The sequence below is a fragment of the Streptomyces sp. NBC_01261 genome, from assembly GCF_036226385.1.
In the GTDB taxonomy this organism is placed as follows: Bacteria; Actinomycetota; Actinomycetes; order Streptomycetales; family Streptomycetaceae; genus Streptomyces.
This window is the reverse complement of record NZ_CP108463.1, coordinates 8,099,095-8,120,640: the sequence shown is the minus strand read 5'-3', so window position 1 is coordinate 8,120,640 and position 21,546 is coordinate 8,099,095. Positions and strand designations below refer to the sequence as shown.

The 21,546-nt window shown below is 70.6% G+C and carries 23 protein-coding genes; 7 read left to right on the top strand and 16 right to left on the bottom strand.

Annotation, left to right across the window (positions count from 1 at the left end):
- Window position 1: 1 nt before the first annotated feature.
- The 4 genes from OG226_RS36210 to OG226_RS36195 all read right to left on the bottom strand — a co-directional run bounded on the left by OG226_RS36210 (window position 2) and on the right by OG226_RS36195 (window position 3,753).
- On the bottom strand, window positions 2-184 hold the full coding sequence (locus OG226_RS36210) for a hypothetical protein (protein WP_328684005.1): 183 nt from the start codon (window positions 182-184) through the stop codon (window positions 2-4).
- Between the two features lie 170 nt (window positions 185-354).
- Window positions 355-1,044 (bottom strand): DUF899 domain-containing protein, encoded by a 690-nt coding sequence (locus tag OG226_RS36205; protein ID WP_329351196.1) that lies wholly within the window; start codon window positions 1,042-1,044, stop codon window positions 355-357.
- Between the two features lie 110 nt (window positions 1,045-1,154).
- On the bottom strand, window positions 1,155-2,345 hold the full coding sequence (locus OG226_RS36200; RefSeq protein WP_328684003.1) for a cytochrome P450 family protein: 1,191 nt from the start codon (window positions 2,343-2,345) through the stop codon (window positions 1,155-1,157).
- A gap of 79 nt (window positions 2,346-2,424) precedes the next feature.
- Window positions 2,425-3,753, bottom strand: a complete 1,329-nt coding sequence (locus OG226_RS36195) for an amidohydrolase (RefSeq protein ID WP_443066937.1) — start codon at window positions 3,751-3,753, stop codon at window positions 2,425-2,427.
- A 137-nt stretch (window positions 3,754-3,890) separates the two neighbouring features.
- Between OG226_RS36195 and OG226_RS36190 the strand changes: the two genes are divergently transcribed.
- Window positions 3,891-4,841 (top strand): endonuclease/exonuclease/phosphatase family protein, encoded by a 951-nt coding sequence (locus OG226_RS36190; protein ID WP_328684001.1) that lies wholly within the window; start codon window positions 3,891-3,893, stop codon window positions 4,839-4,841.
- A gap of 18 nt (window positions 4,842-4,859) precedes the next feature.
- On the opposite strand, the gene OG226_RS36185 is transcribed toward OG226_RS36190, so the two are convergent.
- Window positions 4,860-6,761, bottom strand: a complete 1,902-nt coding sequence (locus OG226_RS36185; RefSeq protein WP_329351194.1) for an FUSC family protein — start codon at window positions 6,759-6,761, stop codon at window positions 4,860-4,862.
- 329 nt (window positions 6,762-7,090) lie between these two features.
- Between OG226_RS36185 and OG226_RS36180 the strand changes: the two genes are divergently transcribed.
- From OG226_RS36180 to OG226_RS36170, 3 genes are all read left to right on the top strand, one after another.
- Window positions 7,091-7,789, top strand: coding sequence for a hypothetical protein (locus tag OG226_RS36180; protein ID WP_329351193.1), 699 nt, complete (start codon window positions 7,091-7,093; stop codon window positions 7,787-7,789).
- Window positions 7,790-7,872: 83 nt separating this feature from the next.
- Window positions 7,873-8,307 (top strand): RidA family protein, encoded by a 435-nt coding sequence (locus OG226_RS36175; protein WP_329351192.1) that lies wholly within the window; start codon window positions 7,873-7,875, stop codon window positions 8,305-8,307.
- Window positions 8,304-8,783 carry a GNAT family N-acetyltransferase gene (locus OG226_RS36170; RefSeq protein ID WP_328683997.1) on the top strand — a complete coding sequence of 160 codons (480 nt, stop codon included), beginning with the start codon at window positions 8,304-8,306 and terminating at the stop codon, window positions 8,781-8,783. Before OG226_RS36175 ends, OG226_RS36170 begins: the two co-directional genes overlap by 4 nt.
- Window positions 8,784-8,823: 40 nt before the next feature.
- On the opposite strand, the gene OG226_RS36165 is transcribed toward OG226_RS36170, so the two are convergent.
- The 3 genes from OG226_RS36165 to OG226_RS36155 all read right to left on the bottom strand — a co-directional run bounded on the left by OG226_RS36165 (window position 8,824) and on the right by OG226_RS36155 (window position 12,601).
- A complete protein-coding gene (locus OG226_RS36165; protein WP_328683996.1) occupies window positions 8,824-9,771 on the bottom strand; it encodes a glycoside hydrolase family 6 protein in 948 nt (315 codons plus the stop codon).
- 638 nt (window positions 9,772-10,409) lie between these two features.
- A complete protein-coding gene (locus tag OG226_RS36160; RefSeq protein WP_329351191.1) occupies window positions 10,410-11,123 on the bottom strand; it encodes an aspartate/glutamate racemase family protein in 714 nt (237 codons plus the stop codon).
- Window positions 11,124-11,128: 5 nt separating this feature from the next.
- Window positions 11,129-12,601, bottom strand: coding sequence for an NCS1 family nucleobase:cation symporter-1 (locus OG226_RS36155; protein ID WP_328683994.1), 1,473 nt, complete (start codon window positions 12,599-12,601; stop codon window positions 11,129-11,131).
- Between the two features lie 160 nt (window positions 12,602-12,761).
- On the opposite strand from OG226_RS36155, the gene OG226_RS36150 reads away from it, so the two are divergent.
- Window positions 12,762-13,430 (top strand): GntR family transcriptional regulator, encoded by a 669-nt coding sequence (locus OG226_RS36150; RefSeq protein ID WP_328683993.1) that lies wholly within the window; start codon window positions 12,762-12,764, stop codon window positions 13,428-13,430.
- Window positions 13,431-13,678: 248 nt separating this feature from the next.
- On the opposite strand, the gene pip is transcribed toward OG226_RS36150, so the two are convergent.
- From pip to OG226_RS36130, 4 genes are all read right to left on the bottom strand, one after another.
- Entirely contained in the window at window positions 13,679-14,650 is a 972-nt protein-coding gene (gene pip, locus OG226_RS36145) for a prolyl aminopeptidase (RefSeq protein ID WP_328683992.1), read from the bottom strand.
- A 43-nt stretch (window positions 14,651-14,693) separates the two neighbouring features.
- Window positions 14,694-15,386, bottom strand: a complete 693-nt coding sequence (locus OG226_RS36140; protein ID WP_329351190.1) for a uracil-DNA glycosylase — start codon at window positions 15,384-15,386, stop codon at window positions 14,694-14,696.
- 75 nt (window positions 15,387-15,461) lie between these two features.
- On the bottom strand, window positions 15,462-17,009 hold the full coding sequence (locus tag OG226_RS36135) for a YfcC family protein (RefSeq protein WP_328683990.1): 1,548 nt from the start codon (window positions 17,007-17,009) through the stop codon (window positions 15,462-15,464).
- Entirely contained in the window at window positions 17,006-17,158 is a 153-nt protein-coding gene (locus tag OG226_RS36130; protein ID WP_329351189.1) for a hypothetical protein, read from the bottom strand. Before OG226_RS36130 ends, OG226_RS36135 begins: the two co-directional genes overlap by 4 nt.
- 403 nt (window positions 17,159-17,561) lie before the next feature.
- Here OG226_RS36130 and OG226_RS36125 point away from each other — a divergent pair, with 403 nt between their 5' ends.
- Window positions 17,562-18,170, top strand: coding sequence for an RNA-binding S4 domain-containing protein (locus OG226_RS36125; protein WP_329351188.1), 609 nt, complete (start codon window positions 17,562-17,564; stop codon window positions 18,168-18,170).
- Between the two features lie 183 nt (window positions 18,171-18,353).
- Here the strand turns inward: OG226_RS36125 and OG226_RS36120 are convergent, their stop codons facing one another.
- The 3 genes from OG226_RS36120 to OG226_RS36110 form a co-directional block, all read right to left on the bottom strand.
- A complete protein-coding gene (locus tag OG226_RS36120) occupies window positions 18,354-18,872 on the bottom strand; it encodes a DoxX family protein (protein ID WP_329351187.1) in 519 nt (172 codons plus the stop codon).
- Window positions 18,873-18,984: 112 nt separating this feature from the next.
- Complete coding sequence (locus OG226_RS36115; protein ID WP_329351186.1) at window positions 18,985-19,725, bottom strand: class I SAM-dependent methyltransferase; 741 nt, start codon at window positions 19,723-19,725, stop codon at window positions 18,985-18,987.
- A 112-nt stretch (window positions 19,726-19,837) separates the two neighbouring features.
- Window positions 19,838-20,752, bottom strand: coding sequence for an acyltransferase domain-containing protein (locus tag OG226_RS36110; RefSeq protein ID WP_328683985.1), 915 nt, complete (start codon window positions 20,750-20,752; stop codon window positions 19,838-19,840).
- Between the two features lie 80 nt (window positions 20,753-20,832).
- Here OG226_RS36110 and OG226_RS36105 point away from each other — a divergent pair, with 80 nt between their 5' ends.
- Window positions 20,833-21,099 (top strand): DUF6343 family protein, encoded by a 267-nt coding sequence (locus OG226_RS36105; protein WP_328683984.1) that lies wholly within the window; start codon window positions 20,833-20,835, stop codon window positions 21,097-21,099.
- A gap of 30 nt (window positions 21,100-21,129) precedes the next feature.
- On the opposite strand, the gene OG226_RS36100 is transcribed toward OG226_RS36105, so the two are convergent.
- A complete protein-coding gene (locus OG226_RS36100; protein ID WP_328683983.1) occupies window positions 21,130-21,510 on the bottom strand; it encodes a tetratricopeptide repeat protein in 381 nt (126 codons plus the stop codon).
- Window positions 21,511-21,546: the final 36 nt, after the last annotated feature.

Here is a 21,546-nt window from a genome sequence, read left to right as displayed (position 1 = left end):
CTCAGGCGGCGACGTCCACGACGTCGCCGCTGCGCACGATGACCAGGAACGCGTCGGTCGCGATGTCCATGACGACCTCAGCGTGCAGGCCCTCCAGACGGCGCGCCTGCGCGAACTCCTCCGCCGGCCACGAGCCACGCGGCCCGCCGGCGGGAAAGCTCTCAAGCACCGTTCGCCCGTTCACCTTTTACCTCCCTGTCGTGCTGAACTCGCAGAACTTCGTGACGTCTCGTAGGGGAGACCGTCATGAAGCCTCATGGAGTTAAACGCCGACAGTACGGTGAACGGCTCGGGAAGTGACGGTACTGAGACATAGTCGACACCCGGCCGCGTACTTTCTCCGTACTTTCCGTATCAGTCCTCGTACTCGTCGTGATAAAGCACGCGTGCGCTGCCGGCGGGCGCCCCGAGCGCCGACGCGCGCCCGTTGGGCTCCTCCCACTCCTCCTGGCGCCCCAGTGCGGTCAGATCGAGGAAGGTGGTGGTCGAGCCGAGCCCGTCGAGCCCGCGCTCATAGGTCGAGTAGGTGTGGAACACCCGGTCGCGGTCCCGCAGGAAGCAGCTGACGCCCGGCCGCTCGACGGGTTCCCCGTCTCCGACGAACGTGACCTCGAAGTCCCAGTTGAAGTCCCCGCCGAAGGACGAGTACCAGGGCAGCGTCCACCCCATCCGCGCCTTGAACGGCAGGATCTTCGTGTACGGCGCCCTCGACGCGGCGGCGAACGTCGTGCCGCGCGCCTTCAGATGAGCGGGATGCCCGATCTGGTCGAGGAACGCCGAGCAGCTGCGGCAGCCCGCGTCCCACTCGGGCGCGAACATGAAGTGGTAGACGACGAGTTGGCCGCGCCCCTCGAAGAGGTCGAGCAGGGTGGCCTTCCCGTCGCCGCCCTCGAAGAGGTACTCCTTGTCGACCTCCACCATGGGCAGCCCGCGCCGCTCGGCGTTGAGCGCGTCCCGCGCACGCGTGGCCGCCTTCTCCTTGACCAGCAGTTCCTCGCGCGCCGCGCGCCACTGCGCACGCGAGACGATCTCCGGAAGCGACATGGGGCCCTCCTGTGACAACGGTCCGTTGAGGGGTGGACCGGATGGAGCACCGGAACTCATCGCCGCGTCGGAAAGTTTCTCGGAGAGATCTTCAGCGGGTCGGGGGACGTTCAGAGAGACTTCGTCGCGTACGTCACCGGCAGCGCGAGCAGTCCCCGGGCGCGCAGCGAAGGCCGCCACCGCACCTCGCCCTCCCCCACTCCCAACTCCAGCCGCGGGAACCGCTCCAGCAGCGCGGCCAGCGCGATCTCCGTCTCGGCACGGGCGAGCGGCGCACCCAGGCAGTAGTGGATGCCGTGCCCGAGCGCGAGATGCCCGGAGGTGTCACGGGAGAGGTCTAGCCGGTCGGGCTCGGGAAAGCGGTCCGGGTCACGGTTAGCGGCGGACGCGGACACCCAGACCGTCTCCCCGGCGGGAATGGTGACCCCGCCGATGGTGACGTCCTCGACCGGAAAACGCCGGATGGCGAGCAGCGCGGGCCCTTCGTACCGCAGGAACTCCTCTACGGCGGCCGGGAGTCGGCCTGGGTCCGCACGCAACGCGGCCAACTGCACGGGGTGTTGCAGCAGGGCGAGCACGGCGTTGCCGATGAGCTGGACGGTGTTCTCGTACCCGGCGAAGAGGATGAGGAAGGCGAGGGACATCAGCTCGTCCTCGCTGAGCCGGTCCCCTTCGTCGCGTACGGCGATCAGGTCGGAGAGAAGATCGTCGCCGGGCTCCTCCCGTTTGTCGGCGAGGAGTTGGGTGAAGAAGCCGAGCATCGCGACGACCGCGTGCTTGCCGGCCTCGGGCGGTGTCCCCGGGGCGGGCGCGACGAGGGTGTCGGTCCACACCCGGAAGTCCCGGCGGTGACCGGCGGGCACGCCGAGCAGGTCGCAGATGACGGTGATCGGAAGAGGCGCCGCGTAGGAGGCGATGAGGTCGGTGTCGCCCTCCTCCCCCAGCGCGTCGAGGAGTTGGTCGGCGGTGCGCCGAATGGGCTTGCGGAGCTGCTCCGTCCGGCGCGGGGTGAACGCGCGGCCGACCAGGCGCCGGATGCGGGTGTGGTCCGGCGGGTCCATGTTGAGGAGGTTCGCGTCGAGCGCGGGCGGCAGCGAGAACCCCTTGTAAGTCCCGGCCGTGGCATGCCTCTTGTCCAGCGAGAGCCGCGGATCGGCCAGCGCCGCCCGCACGTCGTCGTACCGGGTGACGAGCCAGGCGGGGGTGCCGTCGGGGCCGGCGACGCGGTGTACGGGGGCGCTGTCGCGCAGGCGCCGGTACACGTCGTACGGGTGGTCGAGAAGGCCGTCCGCGAGATCCATGCGCCCAGCGTAGAGGCTCGGCTCAGGTGTCGTGTTCCTGGATGCGCCGACCGTGGCTCCGGTCCACGAGGGCGGGCAGCTACTCCTCCAACTCCCTTACGACAGCGGGCACATCGAGGGTGAGCAGCTCGCGGTCGCGCATGAGGACCCGGCCGTCGACGATCGTGGTGCGCACGTCGGCGGAGCGGGCGCTGTGCACGAGGGTGGCCGCGAGATCGTGGACGGGCCGGGTGTGCGGCCCGGTGAGATCGACGAGGACGATGTCGGCCCGCCGCCCCGGCGCGATGGACCCGATCGAGTCACCGAGTCCGACCGCCCGCGCACTCTGGAGCGTGGCGTGGTGCAGTGCTTGACGGGACGTCAGCCGGCGCGGGTCACCTTCGACGGACTTCTGGACCAACGACGTGAGCGCCATCGACTCCCACACGTCGAGGGAGTTGTTGGAGGCGGCACCGTCCGTGGCGAGTCCGACCGGGACGCCGATGGCACGCAGGGCACGGATCGGAGTGGTGTCCGGCCAGGCGAACTTGAGGTAGCCGCGGGGCGCGGTGGCCACTGCCGTACGGCCGCTCGCGCGCTCCAGGACGGGGAGGTCGCGGTCGGTGATGCCGGTGCCGTGGGCGATGAGCAGGTCGGTGTCCAACAGGCCCGCGCGGTCGAGGACTTCGATGGGGGTGATGCCGTGGCGGGAGAGGCTGGTGTCGGTCCGGTCGCGGTTCTCGGCGGCGTGGAGGTGGACGGGGTGACCGTGTTCCAGGGCGAGTTGGGCGGTGGCGGCGAGGTCGGCGTCGGTCACCGTGCAGGGGGCGTGCGGGGCGAGGGCGGTGGTGATGCGGCCGTCGGTGGTGTCCCGGTGCCGCAGCGCGAACTCCATTGATTTCTCCCGGCCTTGAGGACCCTGGGAGGAGAAGCAGGCCTCGCCGAGATGCGCGCGGATCCCGCACTCGGCGACGACGGCCGCCACCGTGTCCATGGAGAAGTAGTGGTCGGCGAAGCAGGTGACCCCGGCGCGGATCATCTCGGCACAGGCGAGCCGCGCCCCCAACTCCACGTCCTTTTCAGTGAGGTTGGACTCGACGGGCCACACGACGTCGTTGAACCACTCCTCCGTGGGCAGGTCCTCGGCGAGCCCGCGCAACGCGACCATCGGCGCGTGGGTGTGGCAGTTGATCAGCCCCGGCAGGGCGACCTGGCCGCGTGCGTCGATGCGTTCGACGGCGGCGAAGCCGACCACGTCCGTCACGTCCGCCGCGCTTGTCACCGACTCGACGCGCCCGTCCCTTACGACGATCGCGGCGTCCCGCTCGAAGCGGATGCGTTCCTGGTCGTCGTGGACGAGGACGGTGCAGCCGGTGATCAGCAGATCTGCGGGAGAGTGGCTCACTCTCTCAACGTACGACGTGGTCATCGCCCCGGATGAGCCGAACCGCGCATCCCGGTGTTGCGCTGTCGTTCGCCGGCCCGGACCAGCACGCTTGCCTCACCACCAAGGCTTCCGGCACACAACCAAGGCTTCACGACGAAGGCTTACGGAAGGGGCCCCGCATGCTCCTCGGCACCTGGAATCTGGAGAACCTGTTCCGTCCCGGCGGCCCGTCCGGCCCCAAGGACAAGTCCACCTACGAGACGAAGCTCGCCTCCCTCGCCGCCGTGATCACGGAACTGGACCCGGTGCTGCTCGGCGTCCAGGAGGTGGGCGACCCGGCGGCGCTCGACGACCTCGCCGGAATGCTGGACGGCGAGTGGCACACCGCCACCTCCGCGCATCCCGACGTCCGGGGCATCCGCGTCGGCTTCCTCAGCCGTACGGAACCGCGGGTCGTCGCCGACACGAACACGTTCCCGGCCCACCTGCGCCCGGTGCAGTCGGACGACTCGGGCGCCGAGGAACCGAACGCGGGCCGGGGTTTCCTGGCGGTGGAGGTCACGACGGCGACCGGCCCGCTGACGGTGGCCGTCGCCCATCTCAAGTCGAAGCTGCTGACGTACCCCGGCGACCGTTTCTTCCCGCACGACGAGGGCGAGCGGGCCCGCTACGGCGCCTACGCCCTTTACCGCCGGGCCGCCGAGGCGACGACCCTGCGCGCGCTGGCCGACGAACTGCTCGCCGGTGAGGGCCGTACCCGGGACGTGGCGGTGCTCGGTGACATGAACGACGAGGTGCAGGCCGCGACCACCCAGATCCTGCTCGGCCCGCCGGGCTCGGAGATCGGCACGCCGGGCTACGACCGGGCCGACCAGGGCGACGCGGTCCGCCTGTGGGACGTGGCCCCGCTCATCCCGGCCGACCAGCGCTACTCCCGGATCAACTCCGGGCGCCGCGAGCTGATCGACCACATCCTGCTCAGCCACCACCTGGTCCACCGGGTGACGGCGGCGGGGACGGGACTGCCGGGTGAGAGCGCGCCTCAACTGCCGTCCGTGGGCCCGGATCCGGCGGAGCGGCGGGAGGCGCCGGGGTCGGATCACGCGCCGGTGTGGGTGCGGACGAACTGACGGGGCCGGTCCAAGTGCCTAGACGGCGATGGTCAGTTCGATGGCGCGCAGCCCGACCCGCCCCCGCCCCCGCTCGAACTCCTCCAGCAGCTCGGTGAGTTGCTCGATGTGGTGGGGCGTGAGCCGCCCCGCGTCGTCGAGATGGACGGCGCAGGCGGTGGTCGTGTCCACGAGCCGTTCGAGGACGGCCGCGACCTCGTCCGTGCCCTCCGTGTGCCGGGCCAGGGCGGGGAGTTCGGCGGCCGAGACGGCGATGGCGCCGCGGGCCTCGGAGAGCGTGCGGTAGGCCTCGCGGCGGAGGGTCCAGCGCTCGGCGCGGTCGTCGGACTCGCTGAGGACGTGCACGAGGTAGGCGTGCGCGGCGGCGCCCGCCGCGGCGAGCCGGGCGCGTACGCCCCCACCGCGCTTCCCCGGCATCGGCAGATGCCCGACGATCAGCACGATCGCGCAGGCCAGCAGCGTCTCCCCGATCCGGCCGGCGGAGGCCTGCGGCTCCCCGCCCACCATCACGAGGGAGAGCACGAGAACGGTGACGACGGAGGTCTGCGCGGCGAAGTGCCGGGTGGCGACGGGAATGAGCGCGCCACTGAGCGCCACGAGCGCGACAAGCCCTTCGGGCCGGGGCAGCACGGCGGCGAACCCGGCAAAGAGAAGCGCACCCAACACGGTCCCCGCCGCCCGGCTCAACGCCCGCGAGGCGAGCGGCCCGAGGTCGGGCTTGACGAGGAAGACGGCGGTGGCGGGCAGCCAGTACCAGTGCTCGTGCTGCCCGTACCAGCGGGCCTGGTGCAACGCCTGAGCGACGGCGACACTGGCCCCGAAACAGAGCGCGACCCGCACGCCGTACTCCCGCCCACCGGCCCCAAAGGCCTTACGGAGCAGATCAGTTGGCGTACGCCGACGCGTGTGCAGACTCGATTCGCTCCCCTCCGCCCGGTCGAAGGCATCGGCGGCCTGCAGCAGCGCGTCGTCGAGGGCACGCAACGCGGGCGCGATGGGGGTCCCCACGCGCGAGCGAAGCCGAGCGTGGGGGAGGTTGGGCGCGGGCAGCGGCCCGGCGGCCGCGTTGTCACGCACGGCGGCGGCGAGCCGACGCGGCCCTTCTCCCGCCCGTGCCGAGACCGCCTCCCCCGCCCAGGCGATCGCGGTCGCGGCCTCGGCGAACGGCAGGGCGGCGGCGTACTGCCCGTGCAGCCGCCGCTCGGCCGCCGAACTGGCGTACCGCCGCAGCCGCGGACCGGCGAGCGCGTCCTGCGCGTGATCGAGCGCGGCGGTCAGCGCGGCGCGCCGCCCCGTCGCCTCCGCCCCACCACTGGCGTCGAGCAGCGCGGCGATCGCGTCGTACACGGCGGCTACGGCGTGCCGCTCGCCGTCGAACCGGTAGTCACCGGCGATGGCCCCGGGCGTGGGCAGCGCCAGCCGCAGCAGGACCAGCCAGGCGGCCCCGGCGAGAAAGGCGAGGGCGCGCTCCCACCCCGGTTCGGGCAGGGGCATCCCGGCGCCGATGGCGGAGGCGACAAGCAATTGCGTACCGGCACCGGAAGCGACGGGCCCGATGGCGCTGAACCCGCCGGCGACCAGCCCGATCCCGGTGAAGAGAAGCGTCAGCACGACAGCCCCGACATGCGCCCCGGCGTACGTCCCGATCAGCAGCCCGGCGGCTCCGGCGAGCGCGGGGCCCCCGAGACGCTTGACGGAGGCCCGCCGGCTCCCGGGCCGGTCGTTGATCCCGGCGAGCATCGCCCCGAGCGCGGCCAGCACCCCGAGGGACGTACGCCCGACGAGCACGGCGACCATCAGCAGCGGCCCGGCGGCCAGCGCCCCTCGCGTGACCGCACTCCAGGGAACCGGCCCGCGCTGGGCACGGAGCGTGTGGGCGAGCCAGGGCGGAAGCGAGAACGCGTCGGTACGACGGGACACAGGGCTCCTGTCTTGACGAGGGCGGGGTGTGCCTTCGGGCGACGGTGGCCGGGGCGGTAGCCGTGGTGTCCACGGTAGTTCCCGACCTTGTGCGGAACGGGCCGTGCGCATTTCGGCGGTGTGAAGGTTGGCCGTAAAGCCGCTTTCTTTATGAACGCAACGCCGAGAACAGCACTCCCACGTCGGAAACCGCACGCCGCTCCAAAAACCGCTTCTCGTTCGTCACTCACTCCCCCGGCGGTGCCGAGCCAACGCCCGGCGGCGGGCCGATTGTCAGTGGTGCGCGCTTCACTGGAGTGGTCACTGAGAGTCACCCGGGGGAGCGGTCGATGGCAGCGCACGAGACGAATGAGAGTGGGCAGGGACAGGAGCAGGGGCGGGGGCGGGACGCGGAGGGTGGAGGCGTCGCGCATGCCACTCGTACGCATCTCTCGGCCGCCGGGTTGCGCACGCGGGGATGGACGGCCGGGATGGTGCGTCAACTGCTGGGTGAGCCTGACCTGTTGCGGGTCAATCCGCACTTCCGGGCAGCTCCGCGAATCCGGCTGTACTGCGTCGAGCGGGTCGAGACCGCTGAGCGGAGTGAGGAGTTCCGGGCCGTTTCGGCGGCTGCCGCGCGGAGGTCGGCCGCGGCACGGGTCGCCGCTCGGCGCAGGCGGCGGGAGGTGCTGGCGCGGATCGCGGCGGAGCCGATCGACGTACCGCGGTTGGCTCCGCAGAAGTTGGCGGCGCTTGCGGTCGAGCACCGCGATCGACGGGACGGGGAGCGGGCGTACGAGCAGCTGGTGCCGCCGCCAGAGGGTGTCGTCGTGCTCGACCGGTGGAAGGTCGACTATCTGCTGCACCGGCTGGCCCGCTACGACAAGTTGCTGAACGGGCTGTACGGGGGTGCGGGGCGGGTCGCGGCGGAGGAGTTGCTCTGGCGGCGGGTCTACGCGGCCATCACCGAGGCGTACCCGCTCCTTGCGCAGGAGTGTGAACGCCGACTGTCCGGCGGAAAATCGGATGCGGGCGCCTCGTCCATGTGATCGGCTGACGCCCGCACTGCGCCGACCGCCGACCGCCAACTACCGGCCGCCGGTGACCGATCGACCGATTTCTGGGAGACCCCGTGCTCGAACGTGTCACCGTCCCCACGCTCTTCCCGCCGCCCACCTACTCCCACGCGACCGTCGTCGAAGCCGGTACGAAGCTCGCCTTTCTCGCCGGGGCGGTGCCGCTCGACGGCGACGGCAAGGTGGTCGGGGTGGGGGACGCGGTGCGGCAGGCCGAGCAGGTGGTGATGAATCTCGGGGAGCAACTGCGGTCGGTCGGGAGCGACTTGGGGCATGTCGTCGCGACGGACGTGTACGTCGTGAGTAGCGAGCCCTCGGTGTTGTCCGCCGTGTGGGAGGTGGTCGAGGCGTCCGGGCTCAGTGCGGGGCCGCATTCGTCCACGCTCGTCGGCGTGGCCTGTCTCGGGTACACCGGGCAGCTCGTGGAGATCACGGCGACAGCCGTCGTACCGGAAGGAGTGCCGGCAGAGGAAGAGGGGGCGCAGTCGTGATTCCCGACTCCGAGGTCGTCGTCACGCTGCGGCGGGCCACCGCTCCCGATGCGCGGCCCGCCGCCGATGTGTGGCTGCGTTCGTTCGCCGCCGCGCTGCCGACTGTCGTCAGTCCACGGTCCGCCGACGACGTGCGGGACCACTTCCGGAACGTCGTCGTGCCGTTGCGGGAGATCTGGGTGGCCGATGCGGGAGACGACGGCGGTGGGGTCGTGGGGCTGATGGTGATCAACGGGGATGAGTTGTCGCAGCTGTATCTCGATCCGGACTGGCGCGGGCGGGGGCTCGGGGACCGGTTCGTCGAACTGGCGAAGGAGCGGAGTCCGGGGGGCCTGGAACTGTGGACGTTCCAGGTGAACAAACCCGCCCACCGGTTCTACGAGCGGCACGGCTTCGTCGCCGTCGAGTTCACGGACGGGAGCGGCAACGAGGAGCAGGAGCCGGATGTGCGGTACGTGTGGGAGCCCAAGCCGTAAGCCGCCGGGGCACCGCCTAACCGAGTCGCCAAGTCATGGGTCAGGGGCGGGCGTTGCGGGCCAGTTCGAGGGCGTTCGACGGCCACCACCGGCCTGCCGCCGGGCCGCCTCGGCAGGTGCCGTCGGACTCGCCGGGGCGTTTGATCCACAGGTAGGCGTCGAGGAGGGGGTTGTCCGTGCGGGTGGTCGGCGGGGTGCCGAGGGCTCGGCCGGGGGGATTGCACCACGCGTCGGTGCCGGCGTAGGGGCCGTTGCCGTTGCGGCTGGTGTCGATGACGTAGTGCTTGCCGGCGAGGCCCTTGGAGAGTTGGTCGCCGTACGTCGAACTCGCCTGGTTTGTTTGGTAGTTGGAGACGTTCAGGGCTACGCCGTCGGCTTGAGCGACCCCGGACGCCTTGAGCGCGGCGACCAGTCTCCAAGCCTCCGGGATCCAGCTGGAGTTGCCCGCGTCGACGTAGACGTGCGTGTGCGATTGGCGTTTGAGGTGGTCCACGGCGTAGGCGAGCAGTGCGTAGCGTTCGCTCGCGGTGACCCGGGTGCAGCCGGCGACCACCTGGGCGACCGCGTCCGGTTCGACGATCACGTAGGCGCCCCGGTCGCCGAGGGCGGTCGCGAACTCGTCGATCCAGGTGCGGTAGGCGGCTGCGGTGGGGGCGCCGCCCTGGGAGTACTGGCCGCAGTCCCGGTTCGGGATGTAGTACGCGACGAGTACGGCGGTGCGGCCGGCCTGGGCGGCGGCGGTGGTGCGGGCGCGGACGAGTGGGCCGGGGTCGGGGCCGTTGAGCCACTCGGCTTCGGGTCTGGCGGCGATGCGGTCCATCAGCGTGGCGTCGGCTGTTCGGCCGGCCGCGCGCCATGTGGCCGCCTGTTGTGCGGCTCGGGAGTCGGGGGCGGTCCAGAACGGTTCCGGTACGTCACGGGTCGCCCCGGCGCAGCAGAGTCCTGCGAGGAGGGTGGCGAGGAGGGCTCGGCGTACCGGGGTGGGCAAGGTGGCTCCGTTCTGCCGCGCGGGGTGACTGGGCGGCGGCTTGTTCCTCCCGGAGTGTGCGGGGCGCTCGGGGTTGGTCCGGTGCGTGACTTGGCAGGGCGGGGGAAGATCACCCCGACGGGGGGTGGGGTGCGGCGAGAGTGCAGCGTGGCGGGGGTGCGGTGCGACGAGGGGTGCGGTGCGACGAGGGGTGCGGTGCGGCGGGGCGGGGATTGCGGCGCGATAGGGGGTGCCGGGATCTGTCGTCGCGCGGGTGCTGCGCCGTCGCGGCTGGTCGCACCCGTGCGGCGGAGCCGCGTATCGATACAGCCCCGCGCCCCTAAGAGCCACCACCTCGCGCCCCTTTAGGGCGTTGCCCTCGCACGCGCGACCAAACCCGCTCCCCTTCAACGGCGTTGCCCCCGCACCCGCGATCACCCGCGGGCCCTTCAGGGACTCTGCCCCGCACCCCCGGTCGACCCGCGCGCCTGAAGGCCGGACCAGCCGAGGCGCTTTCAAGGGGCGCGGGGAACTGCGCGAGCACCCCCCACGCACCCGCACTCTGAACTCAACCCAACAGCCCGACCAACCGCGCCCTCAGAAACCCTGCCCCCCCACACACACACACACACCCGCACTCCGAACTCAACCCAGCCCCCTCAGCGCCCCCACCCCCTCCTCTTCACCACCGGCCGACCAAAACTCCCCACCCGACTCGTCCTCAACCCCAACCCCACCAACGACTCGGCCAGCTTCACCCCCGCTCCCACCCCATCCACCACAGGCAACCCCAACTTCTCCCCCACCACCCGCTGCAACCCCGTCATCCCGGCACACCCCAGCACCAACACCTCCGCCCCAGCCGCACACACCCGTTCCGCCGCCGCGAGAAACGCCGCCTCCGTGCGGGCCTCGTCGCCGCTCAGATCGAGGACGCTCAGCCCCGTCCCCACCACCCCCGCGCAGTTCCGGCCGACCCCCGCCAACTCCAGGCTGTCCTCGATCTGCCCGCAGGAGCGTTCGAGCGTGGTGACGACGCCGTAGCGTCGGCCGAGCAGACAGGCCAGGTGGGCGGCCGCCTCGGTGATGTCGACGACCGGTACGTCCACCAACTCCCGGACACCTTCCCGCCCGTGCTCCCCGAAGCCGGCCATGACGACGGCGTCGTAGGCAGGGCCCTCGTATGTCCGGAGGAGGTCCATGACGGCCGCCGCCGAGAGGTAGCTGTCCAGCCAGCCCTCCGCCGACTCGGGGCCCCACTCCGGGGTCAGGCCGGTCACGGTGGTGCCCGGGCCTGCTGCGGCCCGGGCACCTCGTACGATCTCCTCGGTCATCGCCTGCGTGGTGTTGCAGTTGGTGACGACGATGCGCACGCTGGTCAGACCTCCAGGGGCTCGGGAGCGGGCTCGGCGGCGGCTCGATCGGTGCGGCAGATCAGTAGGTACAGGCCCGCGCCCAGCGCCGTACCGATGAACCACGAGTACGGGGCCACGTCGCTGAACGTCTTCACCAGCGCGAGCACCGCCGCGACCGCCGCCGCGGGCAGGAACGCCGCGAGGGCCTTGGGGTTGACGCCGCCCCGGTAGTAGTAGCGGGAGCCGGGAGTCGCGTCGAACAACGCCCGCATATCGACCCGGCCGCGCTTCACCCAGTAGTAGTCGACCATGATCACGCCGAACAGCGGGCCCAGGAAGGCGCCGAGGCCGCCGAGGAAGTAGTTGACGACCGTGGGGTTGGAGAAGAGGTTCCACGGGGTCACGACCAGCGCGGCGACCGTGCTGATCATGCCGCCGATCCTGAAGGTGATCTTCTGCGGCCAGACGTTGGCCAGGTCGTACGCCGGTGAGACGAAGTTGGCGACGATGTTGACGCCCATGGTGGCGACGGCGAACGTCAGCGCGCCCAGCACCATCACCCAGGTGTTGCCGACCTTGGCCACCAACTCGGCCGGATCCGTGATGGCTTGGCCCCAGACCTCCAGCGAGCCGGCCGTGACGATCACCGAAACGACCACGAACGCCGTGGAGTTGATGGGCAGGCCCCAGAAGTTGCCACGGCGGACGGTCTTGTAGTCCGGTGCGAAGCGGGAGAAGTCGCAGAAGTTGAGCATCAGCGTGCCGTAGGTGGCGAGGATCAGGCCGATCGCGCCGAACCACTGCCGCCACTGCTCGCCGAACGAGACCGGGTGCGGGGTCGAGGTGAGGGAGATCGACCAACCGGCCTTCGCCAGTACCCAGATTGCCAGCGCGATCATCACCAGCCAGATCGCGGGGCCGCAGAAGTCCTGGAACTTCCGTACGGATTCCATGCCCTGACTGATGATCACCGCCTGGATCAGCCAGAGGGACACGAAGGAGACCCAGCCCAGGGCGTCAAGTCCCAGGAAGGAGTGGTGAGTCCAGGACTCCAGGCCCGGCCACGCGGCCAGCAGCATCACGTTGACGGCGACGGAGGCGAGGTAGGTCTGGATGCCGTACCACATGATGGCGATCACGGCCCGGATGAGCGCCGGGATGTTCGCGCCCCACACGCCGAAGCTGATGCGGCTGACGACCGGGAACGGGACGCCGTGCGCCTGCCCGATCCTCCCCATCCAGTTCATGCCGACGTAGATGAGCACGAAGCCGACGAGCAGGGCGGTGAAGACCTGCCAGACGTTCATACCGAGGACCAACAGGCCCGCGGCGAACGTGTAGTTGCCGAGGTTGTGGACGTCCGACATCCACATGGCGAAGAGGTCGAAGACCTTCCAGTTGCGCTTGTCGGCGGGAGCGAGGTCTTCGTTGGTGAGCCGTGGGTCGGGGACGAACGCTGGTGTGCCGGTGACTTCGGCACGGTCGGCGAGGGACACGGGGCCTCCAGGGCGAGGGGACGGGAGGGGCGGGCAGGACGGCTTCCGGTGTCGTTTGGTATACCAAACTGCCGTCATGGTCCTCCCGTCAACAGTTCCGACCGATGTCTCCGTTGTTAACGCTCCGTAAAAGACCCTCGGAGTCGGCGAAGATGGCCCCATGAGCTCCACGACAGCGAAGATCGAACCCCTCGGAGCGGTGCGCGAGCGCGTCCTGGCCACCCTGCGGCAGGACATCATCGCCGGTCGCCTCCGTCCCGGTGACCGGCTGGTGGAGCGCGAGCTGGCCGAGCGCTTCGGCATCTCCCGGGTGCCGGTCCGCGAGGCGATCCGCGCGCTGGTCGCCGAGGGGTTCGTCCACTTCGAGACCCCGCGTCGCACGGTCGTCCGCCGTCTCACCCCGAACGACGTGCGGGAACTCTTCGAACTGCGCGAGGCCCTGGAGGTCTACGCCGCCGGGCTCGCCGCGTCCCGCGCTACACCGGAGGAACTGGCCGAGGTGCGGGACCTCCTCGACCGTGCGGCCGCCGCGACCGAGGCGGGGGACGCCGAGGTGATCACGGACATCAACAGCCGCCTGCACGACAGCATCGTGGCGATCGCGGGCAACACGCTGCTCACCGCCGCCCTGGAGCCGGTCGCCGGCCGACTGCGCTGGATGACCCGACGGAACGAGGAGTGGCCCCAACTCCTCCTGGAACACCGCGAGTTGTACGAGGCGATCGCATCCGGCGACCCGGACCGCGCCCGCGCGCACGCACTGGCCCACGTGCGGACCAACTACCGTTCCACGGTCCGGCACCTGTTCGAGGACGACGCGCAGCCGTAGGCAGAGGGAGCGAACACGGTCGGCAGACGGGGCTCGACAGCGACGCTCACTCGGGGCCTCCTCACCGACCCGGCGAGAACCTCCAGGTCGTCGGCATCGGCCACGTGATGTTCTACTCCTCCGACACCACGGGCCAGCTCTCGCGATACCGGTGGAGCGTCAACTCCGCGCAGAGCAAAGAGACTTACAGCGTGACGGCACAACCGGTGGCGGCTGCGCGAGTCGGCTGAGTGACAAGGCCAAGGGGATCAACGGCGCTGACGGCGGGCGTACTTGTCCGTCGCCGCCACCAGCGCCTCCGCGACACCCGGCGCGCTCGCGTTGTGCCCGGCCTCCTCCACGACCACCAACTCGCTGCCGGGCCAGGCGTGATGGAGTCGCCAGGCGACACCGAGGAGATTCCCGAGGTCGAGGCTGCCCTGGACGAGGGTGCCTGGGATGTCCTTGAGGAGGGGCGCGTCCCGCAGTACGACTCCCTCCTCGTTTCCCTCTCCCAGGAAGTGGTCGCTGCCGAAGTAGCGCGTGACGGTCCGGGCGAAGCACATCCTGAACTCCGGGTCCTCGTACCGCTTTTCGGAGCGCGGCGGGGCGGGGACGATCGCGGTCTCCCAGTCCGTCCAGGCGCGGGCGGCCCGCTCCCGCACCGCCCGGTCGGGCGACTCGATGAGCCGGTTGTAGGCGGCGGCGAGGTTCCCTTCCCGTTCCGCGACGGGGAGTTCGGAGACGAACGCCTCGAACGCCTCGGGGAAGAGCTTCCCAAGTCCCCTGGTCAGCAAGGCCACTTCGGGATCCGACCCGGTGGCGACGCAGGTCAGCACCAGCTCCGACACCACACCCGGATGCGTCTGCGCGTACCGCAGCCCGAGCACCGACCCCCACGACGCGCCCCACACCAGCCACCGTTCGATCCCCAACTCCCGCCGCAGCAGCTCCAGATCGGCGATGAGGTGGGCCGTCGTGTTCACGCTCATGTCGGTGTCGTACGCGCTCGCGTGCGGCGTGGAACGTCCGCACCCGCGCTGGTCGAGCAGCACGATCCGATAGGCGGCGGGGTCGAAGTACCGCCGGGAGTAAGGGGAACAGCCCGACCCCGGGCCACCGTGCAGCACGACGGCGGGCTTGCCGTCCGGGTTTCCGCAGGTCTCCCAGTAGACGTGGTTGCCGTCGCCGACGTCGAGCATGCCGTGGTCGTACGGTTCGATCTCCGGATACAGGCCCATCCTTCGACCCTAACCTCGTTACGGTGCCCGCGACTCCGACTCGTTACGGCGTGGTCGGCAGCCCCGCCGCCGCGGCCGCCGTGCGCAGGACGTCCCGCAGCATCGCGGGGGTGAGTTTGCCGGTGAAGGTGTTGCGCTGACTGACGTGGAAGCAGCCGAAGAGGTCGAGGCCGTCGAGGGAGACCTGTGTTCCGTGCCCGAACGCGGGCCGTGGGCGCGGGACTTGCCACCCCGCCGCCGCGAACGCGGGCAGCGCCGCCTGCCAGCCGAAGGCGCCGAGGACGACGACGGCCCTCAACGTCGGCCGCAGCAGGGTGAGTTCCTCGACGAGCCAGGAACGGCAGGTGTCGCGTTCTTCCGGGGTGGGCTTGTTGGCGGGCGGGGCGCAGCGCACCGGTGAGGTGATGCGCACGCCGGACAGCTCCAGGCCGTCGTCGGCGCTCACGGCAGTCGGCTGCGAGGCGAGCCCGATGTCGTACAGGGCCTCGTACAGGACGTCCCCGGAACGGTCGCCGGTGAACATGCGGCCGGTGCGGTTGGCGCCGTGCGCGGCCGGGGCGAGGCCGATGATCAGGAGCGACGCGTCGGCGGGACCGAAGCCGGGTACCGGGCGGCCCCAGTACGTCCAGTCGGCGAAGGCGGCGCGTTTGGTGCGGGCGACCTCCTCGCGCCAGGCGACCAGGCGGGGGCAGGCCCGGCAGCCGGTGATCCGGTGGTCGAGGTCGGACAGGTTCATGCCGCCACCGTATGCGTCCCTCTCCGTTCGGGCTCAGGTGCGGCTCGCGACAGTTCCGGTGAGGATCCCGACGGCTCAGGTGAGCATCGCACCGAACGCCACGAACCCGCAGATCATCAGGAACAGCAGCGCCAGCAACGGCCATACGAACCGCAAGTACTTGTCGTAGCCGACCTTCGCCAGCGCCACCCCGCCGATGGTGACGGCGGTCGTCGGCACCCACAGGTTCATCCAGCCGCTGGCGGCCTGCCAGGCGGTGACGACGACCGCGCGGGAGACGCCGGCGAAGTCGGCTAGCGGGGCGAGGATCGGCATGGCGAGGGTCGCGTGGCCGGAGGTGGACGGGATCAGAAAGGCGAGCGGCAGGTTCACGACGAAGACGATGATCGCGAAGACGCCGGACGAGGTGCCCTTCACGATGCCCTCGATGGAGTGCAGGACCGTGTCCGTGATCTTCGAGTTGTTCATGATCACGGTGACCCCGCGCGCCAGCACGATCACCAGCGCCGGCGAGATGAAGTCGGCGGCACCCTGGATGATCATCGAGCTGAGCTTCTGCTCCCCCATCCGCGCCACCAGCCCGATCAGCACCGCCGCGCACAGGAACAGCGCCGCCAACTGCGGGAAGGACCAGCCGAGTTCAAAGCCGTACGGTTTCGCGTCCGCGTCGCCGGTGAGCGCGCTCGCCCAGGGCACCACCGAGAAGATCATGAAGGCGAAGACCAGGCCCATGGTGACCAGAACCGCCTTGTGGAGCCCTGTGAGTTGGGGTTCCTCTGCGGAGGCGGAACCGGAGTCGGCGGTGGCCTCCTGGTTGTTGTCCCGGTCGCCGGGCAGGAACCCGGTGATCGACCGCTCAGGGTTTTGCCGCACGCGGCGCGCGTAGCGGATGACGTACGCCACCGTCACCGCCGTCAGCACCACCCACATCACGAACCGCAGCACGATGCCGTCGCCGAGCGAGATGTCCGCGGCGGAGGAAGCGACGCCGGTCGCGAAGGGGTTCACCGTCGAGCAGAGCACGCCGATCCCGGCGCCGAGGATGATCGTGCCGACGGCGACCATCCGGTCGTAGCCGAGTGCCAGCATCAGCGGCACGATCAGGCCGTAGAAACCGAGGGTCTCCTCGGCGAAGCCCTCGACCGTGCCGAGGATCGAGAAGACCACCATGATCCCGGCGATGAGCAACGCGCCGCGCTCGCGCAGCCGGTGGGCGAGCCGGCCGATACCCCGGTCGAGGGCGCCGGTCGCGAACACCACGGTGATGAACGCCCCGATGGCGAGCACGAACAGGAACACGCCCGCGCTGCCGTACAGTTCACCGGCCAGATCGGGTCCGACCTGACCCGTCTTCTCGTCCTGGACGCCGTAGAGGCCGTTGACGGGCGCGAGGAACAGGTCGTCGAGGCGGTCGGCGAAGCTCTGCCCGGAGTCGACACGGTGGTAAGTGCCTTGGATCGGGGCGCCCGAGGCGTTGCGGTCGTACTGCCCGGACGGAATGAGAAACGCCAGCAGCCACACGGCGATCGTGACGACCGCGAGGACGGTCAGCGCGCTGGGGAAGGTGAACTTCGGTTTGTGCGGCGGCTGTTCGGTGGTCCGCAGGTCGTCGGTGGTACTCATACGGCCGCCGCCCCACCCTGACTCCGGCTCCGGCTCCGGCTCCGGAAGTCGGTCGCGTATCGCTCGACGAACGCGCACATCGCGACGACCGTGTTCCGCAACTCCACCTCGGCCATCAGCGCGTCGACCTTCGCTGCCATGTCGTGCACGTCCGCCCCCTCGTCTCTACGCCCACTGCGGTCTCTGTGACCTCTGCGACCTTGGGAAACAGCCTCTGCGGTACGGGGTGGGGGTGCATCCGGGGTGGGCCAGGGGGGTGCCGGGCGGGGGCGCGACCGGGGGGCTTCACGGGAGGTTGGACGGGGAGTGGGGATCAGGGAGCCTCGGCAGCCTGGCGGCGCTGTGTGTCGGGGGGGAGCTGATCGTGGGGAACAGCCTGTCCGTGGCCACACGCCGGAATCCCTGCCGTTACCGCTGCCGCTGCCGTGGCCACGCGCCGGAGCCAGGGCCGAGGTCAGAGCCGGCAGGCCCGGCGTAACAACGAGCCTCCGTGTTCAGGTCGGCGGCCGATACCCGCCGGAGCCGTCCTTCTCGGGGTACTAAAGTCGAGGCATGGCTTCCGAAGGTGCGGACGAGACCGACGGCGACAACGGAACCGGCGCGACCACGGTGAGCCGGAACACCGACGCGCCCCAGAGCCCCGCGGCCGAGCTGCACAGCGACGCCGTGGCCGCGGCCAAGGCCGCCGGTCCCGCCAACGGTGCGGGCGTCCGCGTCGACAGCTGGATCTGGTCCGTCCGCCTGGTGAAGACCCGTTCCATGGGCGCCGCCGCCTGCAAGGGCGGCCATGTCCGGGTCAACGGTGAGCGGGTGAAGCCCGCCCACTCCGTCCACGTCGGCGACGAGGTGCGGCTCCGTCACGAGGGCCGCGAGCGTGTCGTCATCGTGAAGCAGGTCATCCGCAAGCGGGTCGGCCCTCCGGTCGCCGCCCAGTGCTACGTGGACAACTCCCCGCCGCCCCCGCCCCGCGAGGCCGTCGCCCCGGCCGGCATCCGCGACCGCGGCACCGGCCGCCCCACCAAACGCGACCGCCGCGACATGGAACGCCTGCGCGGCACCCCCGGCGCCGGCCTCGACCCCGCCGCCGCTCCCGATCCCCACCGGGACCGGGACACCCGCCGCGACGCACGCCGCGGTACCCGACGCGACCCGCAGCGGTGACAACCGGCCCCAGCCCCACCGCCGCTCCCGATAGCCCCCGGGACCGCGACACCCACCACGACACGCAACGATGACATCCGGCCCGGGCCCCTCGGCCCACCGGACGCCACCGTCACCCGTGCTCAGCAATAGCCACGGCCACAGCCGTAGCTGTGGCCGTTAGCCGTAGCCGTACCGCACGGATCACGCCCGTCGTCGCACCACTCGCAGCAACTCCGCGTTCTGCCCCCGCCGTGCCCAGGCGATCAGAGCCAGCGGGATGATGAGGATCAACGGTGTCGCCGCGTTCTCACCGTGGAACGCGGTCATCTGCACGACGAACGCGCCCACCATCAGCGCACTGAGCGCCGTCGCCGCCACCGACTGCAGCAGCGGGACCAACAGCCCTACCGCACCGGCCAGTTCGAGCGCGCCGATGGTGTACATCGCCCCGCTCCCCCAGCCGATCTTGTCGAAGGACTCCACGGCCGCCGAGTTCGCGATCAGCTTGGGCAGCGCACTCGCGAGGCCGTAGAACAGGGCGAGCAGCACCTGGAGGGCGCGCAGCGCGATCCGGGCCCGGCGACCGCGGGTGGTCGCGGACTCGGCGACGACGCTGCGGGACTTCGTCGAAGCCGCCGAGGTCTCCGAGGACGTCGAGGACGCGGGGGCCAGGGAGTTGGCGGAAGCGGCGGAGGCTACGGAAGCGGTGGTCTCGGACATGAGGTTCTCCTGTGGGAAGCGGTGGAGCGCTGGCAAGCGGTCCGTGTTGCTGTCATAGGGGTAGACCGCCCCTCGCCCTCGAACTCATCGCCGCCGCACGCGATTTTCTCCGCTAATCCGCAGCCGCCGCCTCTGTCACCGACTTCGCCTCCGCCTCCGACCCCGTCGCCGCCACCGCCCTCACCCACATCCGGTCCGGTGTCAGATAGCTGTCCACCTTCAGTCCCGCCTCCGCGAGCGCCTCCTCGAACTGGGCCGAGTCCAGCGGCCGGGAGAGGATCGTCTGGGTCCAGACCAGGTCCGGGAACACGTACTCCACATGAACCGAGTTCACCCCGTCCCCAACCGGGTCCGCCGACACGACCCGGGCCGTGAAGCCACTGGGATCGACCCGCTCACGCGGCACATTCGTGTGGAAGTCCTCGCCTTCCCGCTGGATCAACACGCTGCCGCCCGCCGCGACATGACGCACACAGGTCCGCAGCAGTCCGCGCCGTACCTCGACATCCCCGGCGTGCACGAGGAACGACGCGAGCAGCACCACGTCGAAGGTCTCACCCAGATCGAGGTTCTCGATCTGGGCGCATATCGTGCGTGCCCCCTGCACCCGCTCCAGCATCTCGGCGGACTCGTCGACCGCGGTGACCGTGAACCCGCGCTCCAGGAGGGGACGGGTCATCCGCCCCACCCCGCTGCCCAGCTCCAGGATGCGCGCTCCCGCCGGCACGGCCGCGGCGATGATGTCCGGCTCCTGACCGATCGGCAGCCGTGAGTAGAACTCCACCGCGCAGCCGTCCGGGGTGATCGCCCCGGGTCCTGTCCCCTCGTACCCCTCACGCATTTCGATTCGCATGCCCGTCCAACGGCCCGCGTCCGCACGTCCGTTCCCGACTCGCACTGGTTCACCCGTACGAGTCAATTCCCTTCAGAGAGGCAACTGTTGGGGGTCGGAGCCAAACCGGAATTCAGAGCGGAAACCATCCGTGCCCGAGGTACCAGTGCCCGCCCGCCCGCAGATGGTCCCCGACGGCCCGCTCCACGGACGTACCCCGCGGCAGGCTCTCCACCGCCAGATCGGGATGCCCGAAGACGAACTGGACGGGCTCGGTGTCGGCCGGCTCCGTGTCCTCGCGGATCATTCGGAACCGTTCCTGGAAGCGGACGATGTTGGAGTCGGCGGAGAGGTACCGCTTCAACTGCGGGTCGAGCAGCCAGGAATGGCAGGTCGCGACCTCGTGACGCTCCTCGGGGTAGTGCCGGGCGAAGAACGCGCGGGCCAGTTCCAGCGAGCGCTCGCACGCGGCCGGGGTGAGCGGCCCGGAGAAGTCGGGGATGTGCAGGTTCAGGCAGGGCGTCCCCGGCGTCACGTCCAGGCCTGCCTCCGTGAGCGCCTGCCCACTGCGCTCGCCGAGCCGCGCCCGCTCGAACTGCAGCCGCCCCAGCTGGTACAGCTCGCCGCGGAAGTGCGGGACGAGCCACTGCGGGAACGGCAGCCCTGCCCCGCCGAACCGTCTGTGGTGCACCGCGATGTTGCGTCCCAGGTCGGCGAGGGTGCGCCGGGACACGTCGGCGGGGATGTCGCGTTCGCGGTGGTACGCGCGCGTGTAGGGCAGCGCGGCGACGAACACGTACACGGGGAAGTAGGCGCCGATCTCGGGCGGGGCCTCGGGCAGCCGGGCCAGGAGCAGCTCAGTGAGCCTGGTCCAGTGGCCGTGCTCTCCGATGTCCTTCACCAGCTCGCCGACGCACTCCTCCAGGAGCCGTGTCGCGTCGGTGTCCCGCGTCAACACCCGGCGCAGTCGCACCAGTTCGTTGATGTCCTCATGGGGTACGGCGAGGTCGAGCAGGACCTCGGGCAGTTCGTCGGCGTCCGGCAGCACGGTGCGCTTCCCCTCCCTGTGGAGCCTTGTGGAGAACGTCCGAGCCGAAGAGTACGTTGCTAGGAGGAGTAGTGATCCTGATGCGTACAGGCAGTGAGCCGACGACAGCGCGCAGTCCGCTCCGGACGCGGTTCTGGCTGAGCGTCTGGGGGCTGGTCTGGACGATCTTCGGCACGGTCGCCTTCGCGCTCGCCGGCCGCCCCGGGTGGGCGGCGGCCTGCGCGGCGCTGTGGCTGATCGTCACGATCGACATGGCCATGATCCTCAGACACATGCGCCAGGGCCCGCACTACCAGCCGGGCCCGGACGTCCCGCCGTACCGGCCGCCGGAACACCGCCACCCGTGACCTACCGGGGCGCGATCTACCGCGATGCCCCTACTCCTCGAACCGGGCCGCCTTCAGGTACTCCGGTTGCGGATCGAGCGCGGCGGCCAGCCGGAAATGGCGCTTGGCCTGGTCGGCGCGGCCCTGTCGCTCGTAGGTGCGGGCGAGCGCGAAGTGCGCGAAGGCGTTGTCCGGCTCGCGCTCCAGGACGATGGTGAACTCCAGCTCGGCCGGCCGCAGTTGCGCGGCCGCGAAGAAGGCACGCGCGCGCAGCAGACGCGCGGCCGTGTTCTCCGGGTGCGCGTCGATGACGCGGTCGAGCAGCTTCACCGCGCCCCGCGGGTCCCGCGCGTCGAGCAACTGCTCGGCGGCACGGAAGTCGATGACATGCGTCTCCGGAGTACGTCCGGTCGTTCCGCTGTTCTCGGGCACGGCGAAGTCCTTCCCTCACTCGGACGTTTCAACGCC

Bases quoted from the DNA above. Each gene is read 5' to 3' on its own strand.
- OG226_RS36150 (WP_328683993.1), top strand. From the start codon at position 12,762: ATGAGCTCCACGACAGCGAAGATCGAACCCCTCGGAGCGGTGCGCGAG.
- OG226_RS36190 (WP_328684001.1), top strand. From the start codon at position 3,891: ATGCTCCTCGGCACCTGGAATCTGGAGAACCTGTTCCGTCCCGGCGGC.
- OG226_RS36200 (WP_328684003.1), bottom strand. From the start codon at position 2,345: ATGGATCTCGCGGACGGCCTTCTCGACCACCCGTACGACGTGTACCGG.
- OG226_RS36125 (WP_329351188.1), top strand. From the start codon at position 17,562: ATGGCTTCCGAAGGTGCGGACGAGACCGACGGCGACAACGGAACCGGC.
- OG226_RS36135 (WP_328683990.1), bottom strand. From the start codon at position 17,009: ATGAGTACCACCGACGACCTGCGGACCACCGAACAGCCGCCGCACAAA.
- OG226_RS36140 (WP_329351190.1), bottom strand. From the start codon at position 15,386: ATGAACCTGTCCGACCTCGACCACCGGATCACCGGCTGCCGGGCCTGC.
- OG226_RS36180 (WP_329351193.1), top strand. From the start codon at position 7,091: ATGGCAGCGCACGAGACGAATGAGAGTGGGCAGGGACAGGAGCAGGGG.
- OG226_RS36195 (WP_443066937.1), bottom strand. From the start codon at position 3,753: ATGACCACGTCGTACGTTGAGAGAGTGAGCCACTCTCCCGCAGATCTG.
- OG226_RS36105 (WP_328683984.1), top strand. From the start codon at position 20,833: ATGCGTACAGGCAGTGAGCCGACGACAGCGCGCAGTCCGCTCCGGACG.
- OG226_RS36205 (WP_329351196.1), bottom strand. From the start codon at position 1,044: ATGTCGCTTCCGGAGATCGTCTCGCGTGCGCAGTGGCGCGCGGCGCGC.
- OG226_RS36115 (WP_329351186.1), bottom strand. From the start codon at position 19,725: ATGCGAATCGAAATGCGTGAGGGGTACGAGGGGACAGGACCCGGGGCG.
- pip (WP_328683992.1), bottom strand. From the start codon at position 14,650: ATGGGCCTGTATCCGGAGATCGAACCGTACGACCACGGCATGCTCGAC.
- OG226_RS36120 (WP_329351187.1), bottom strand. From the start codon at position 18,872: ATGTCCGAGACCACCGCTTCCGTAGCCTCCGCCGCTTCCGCCAACTCC.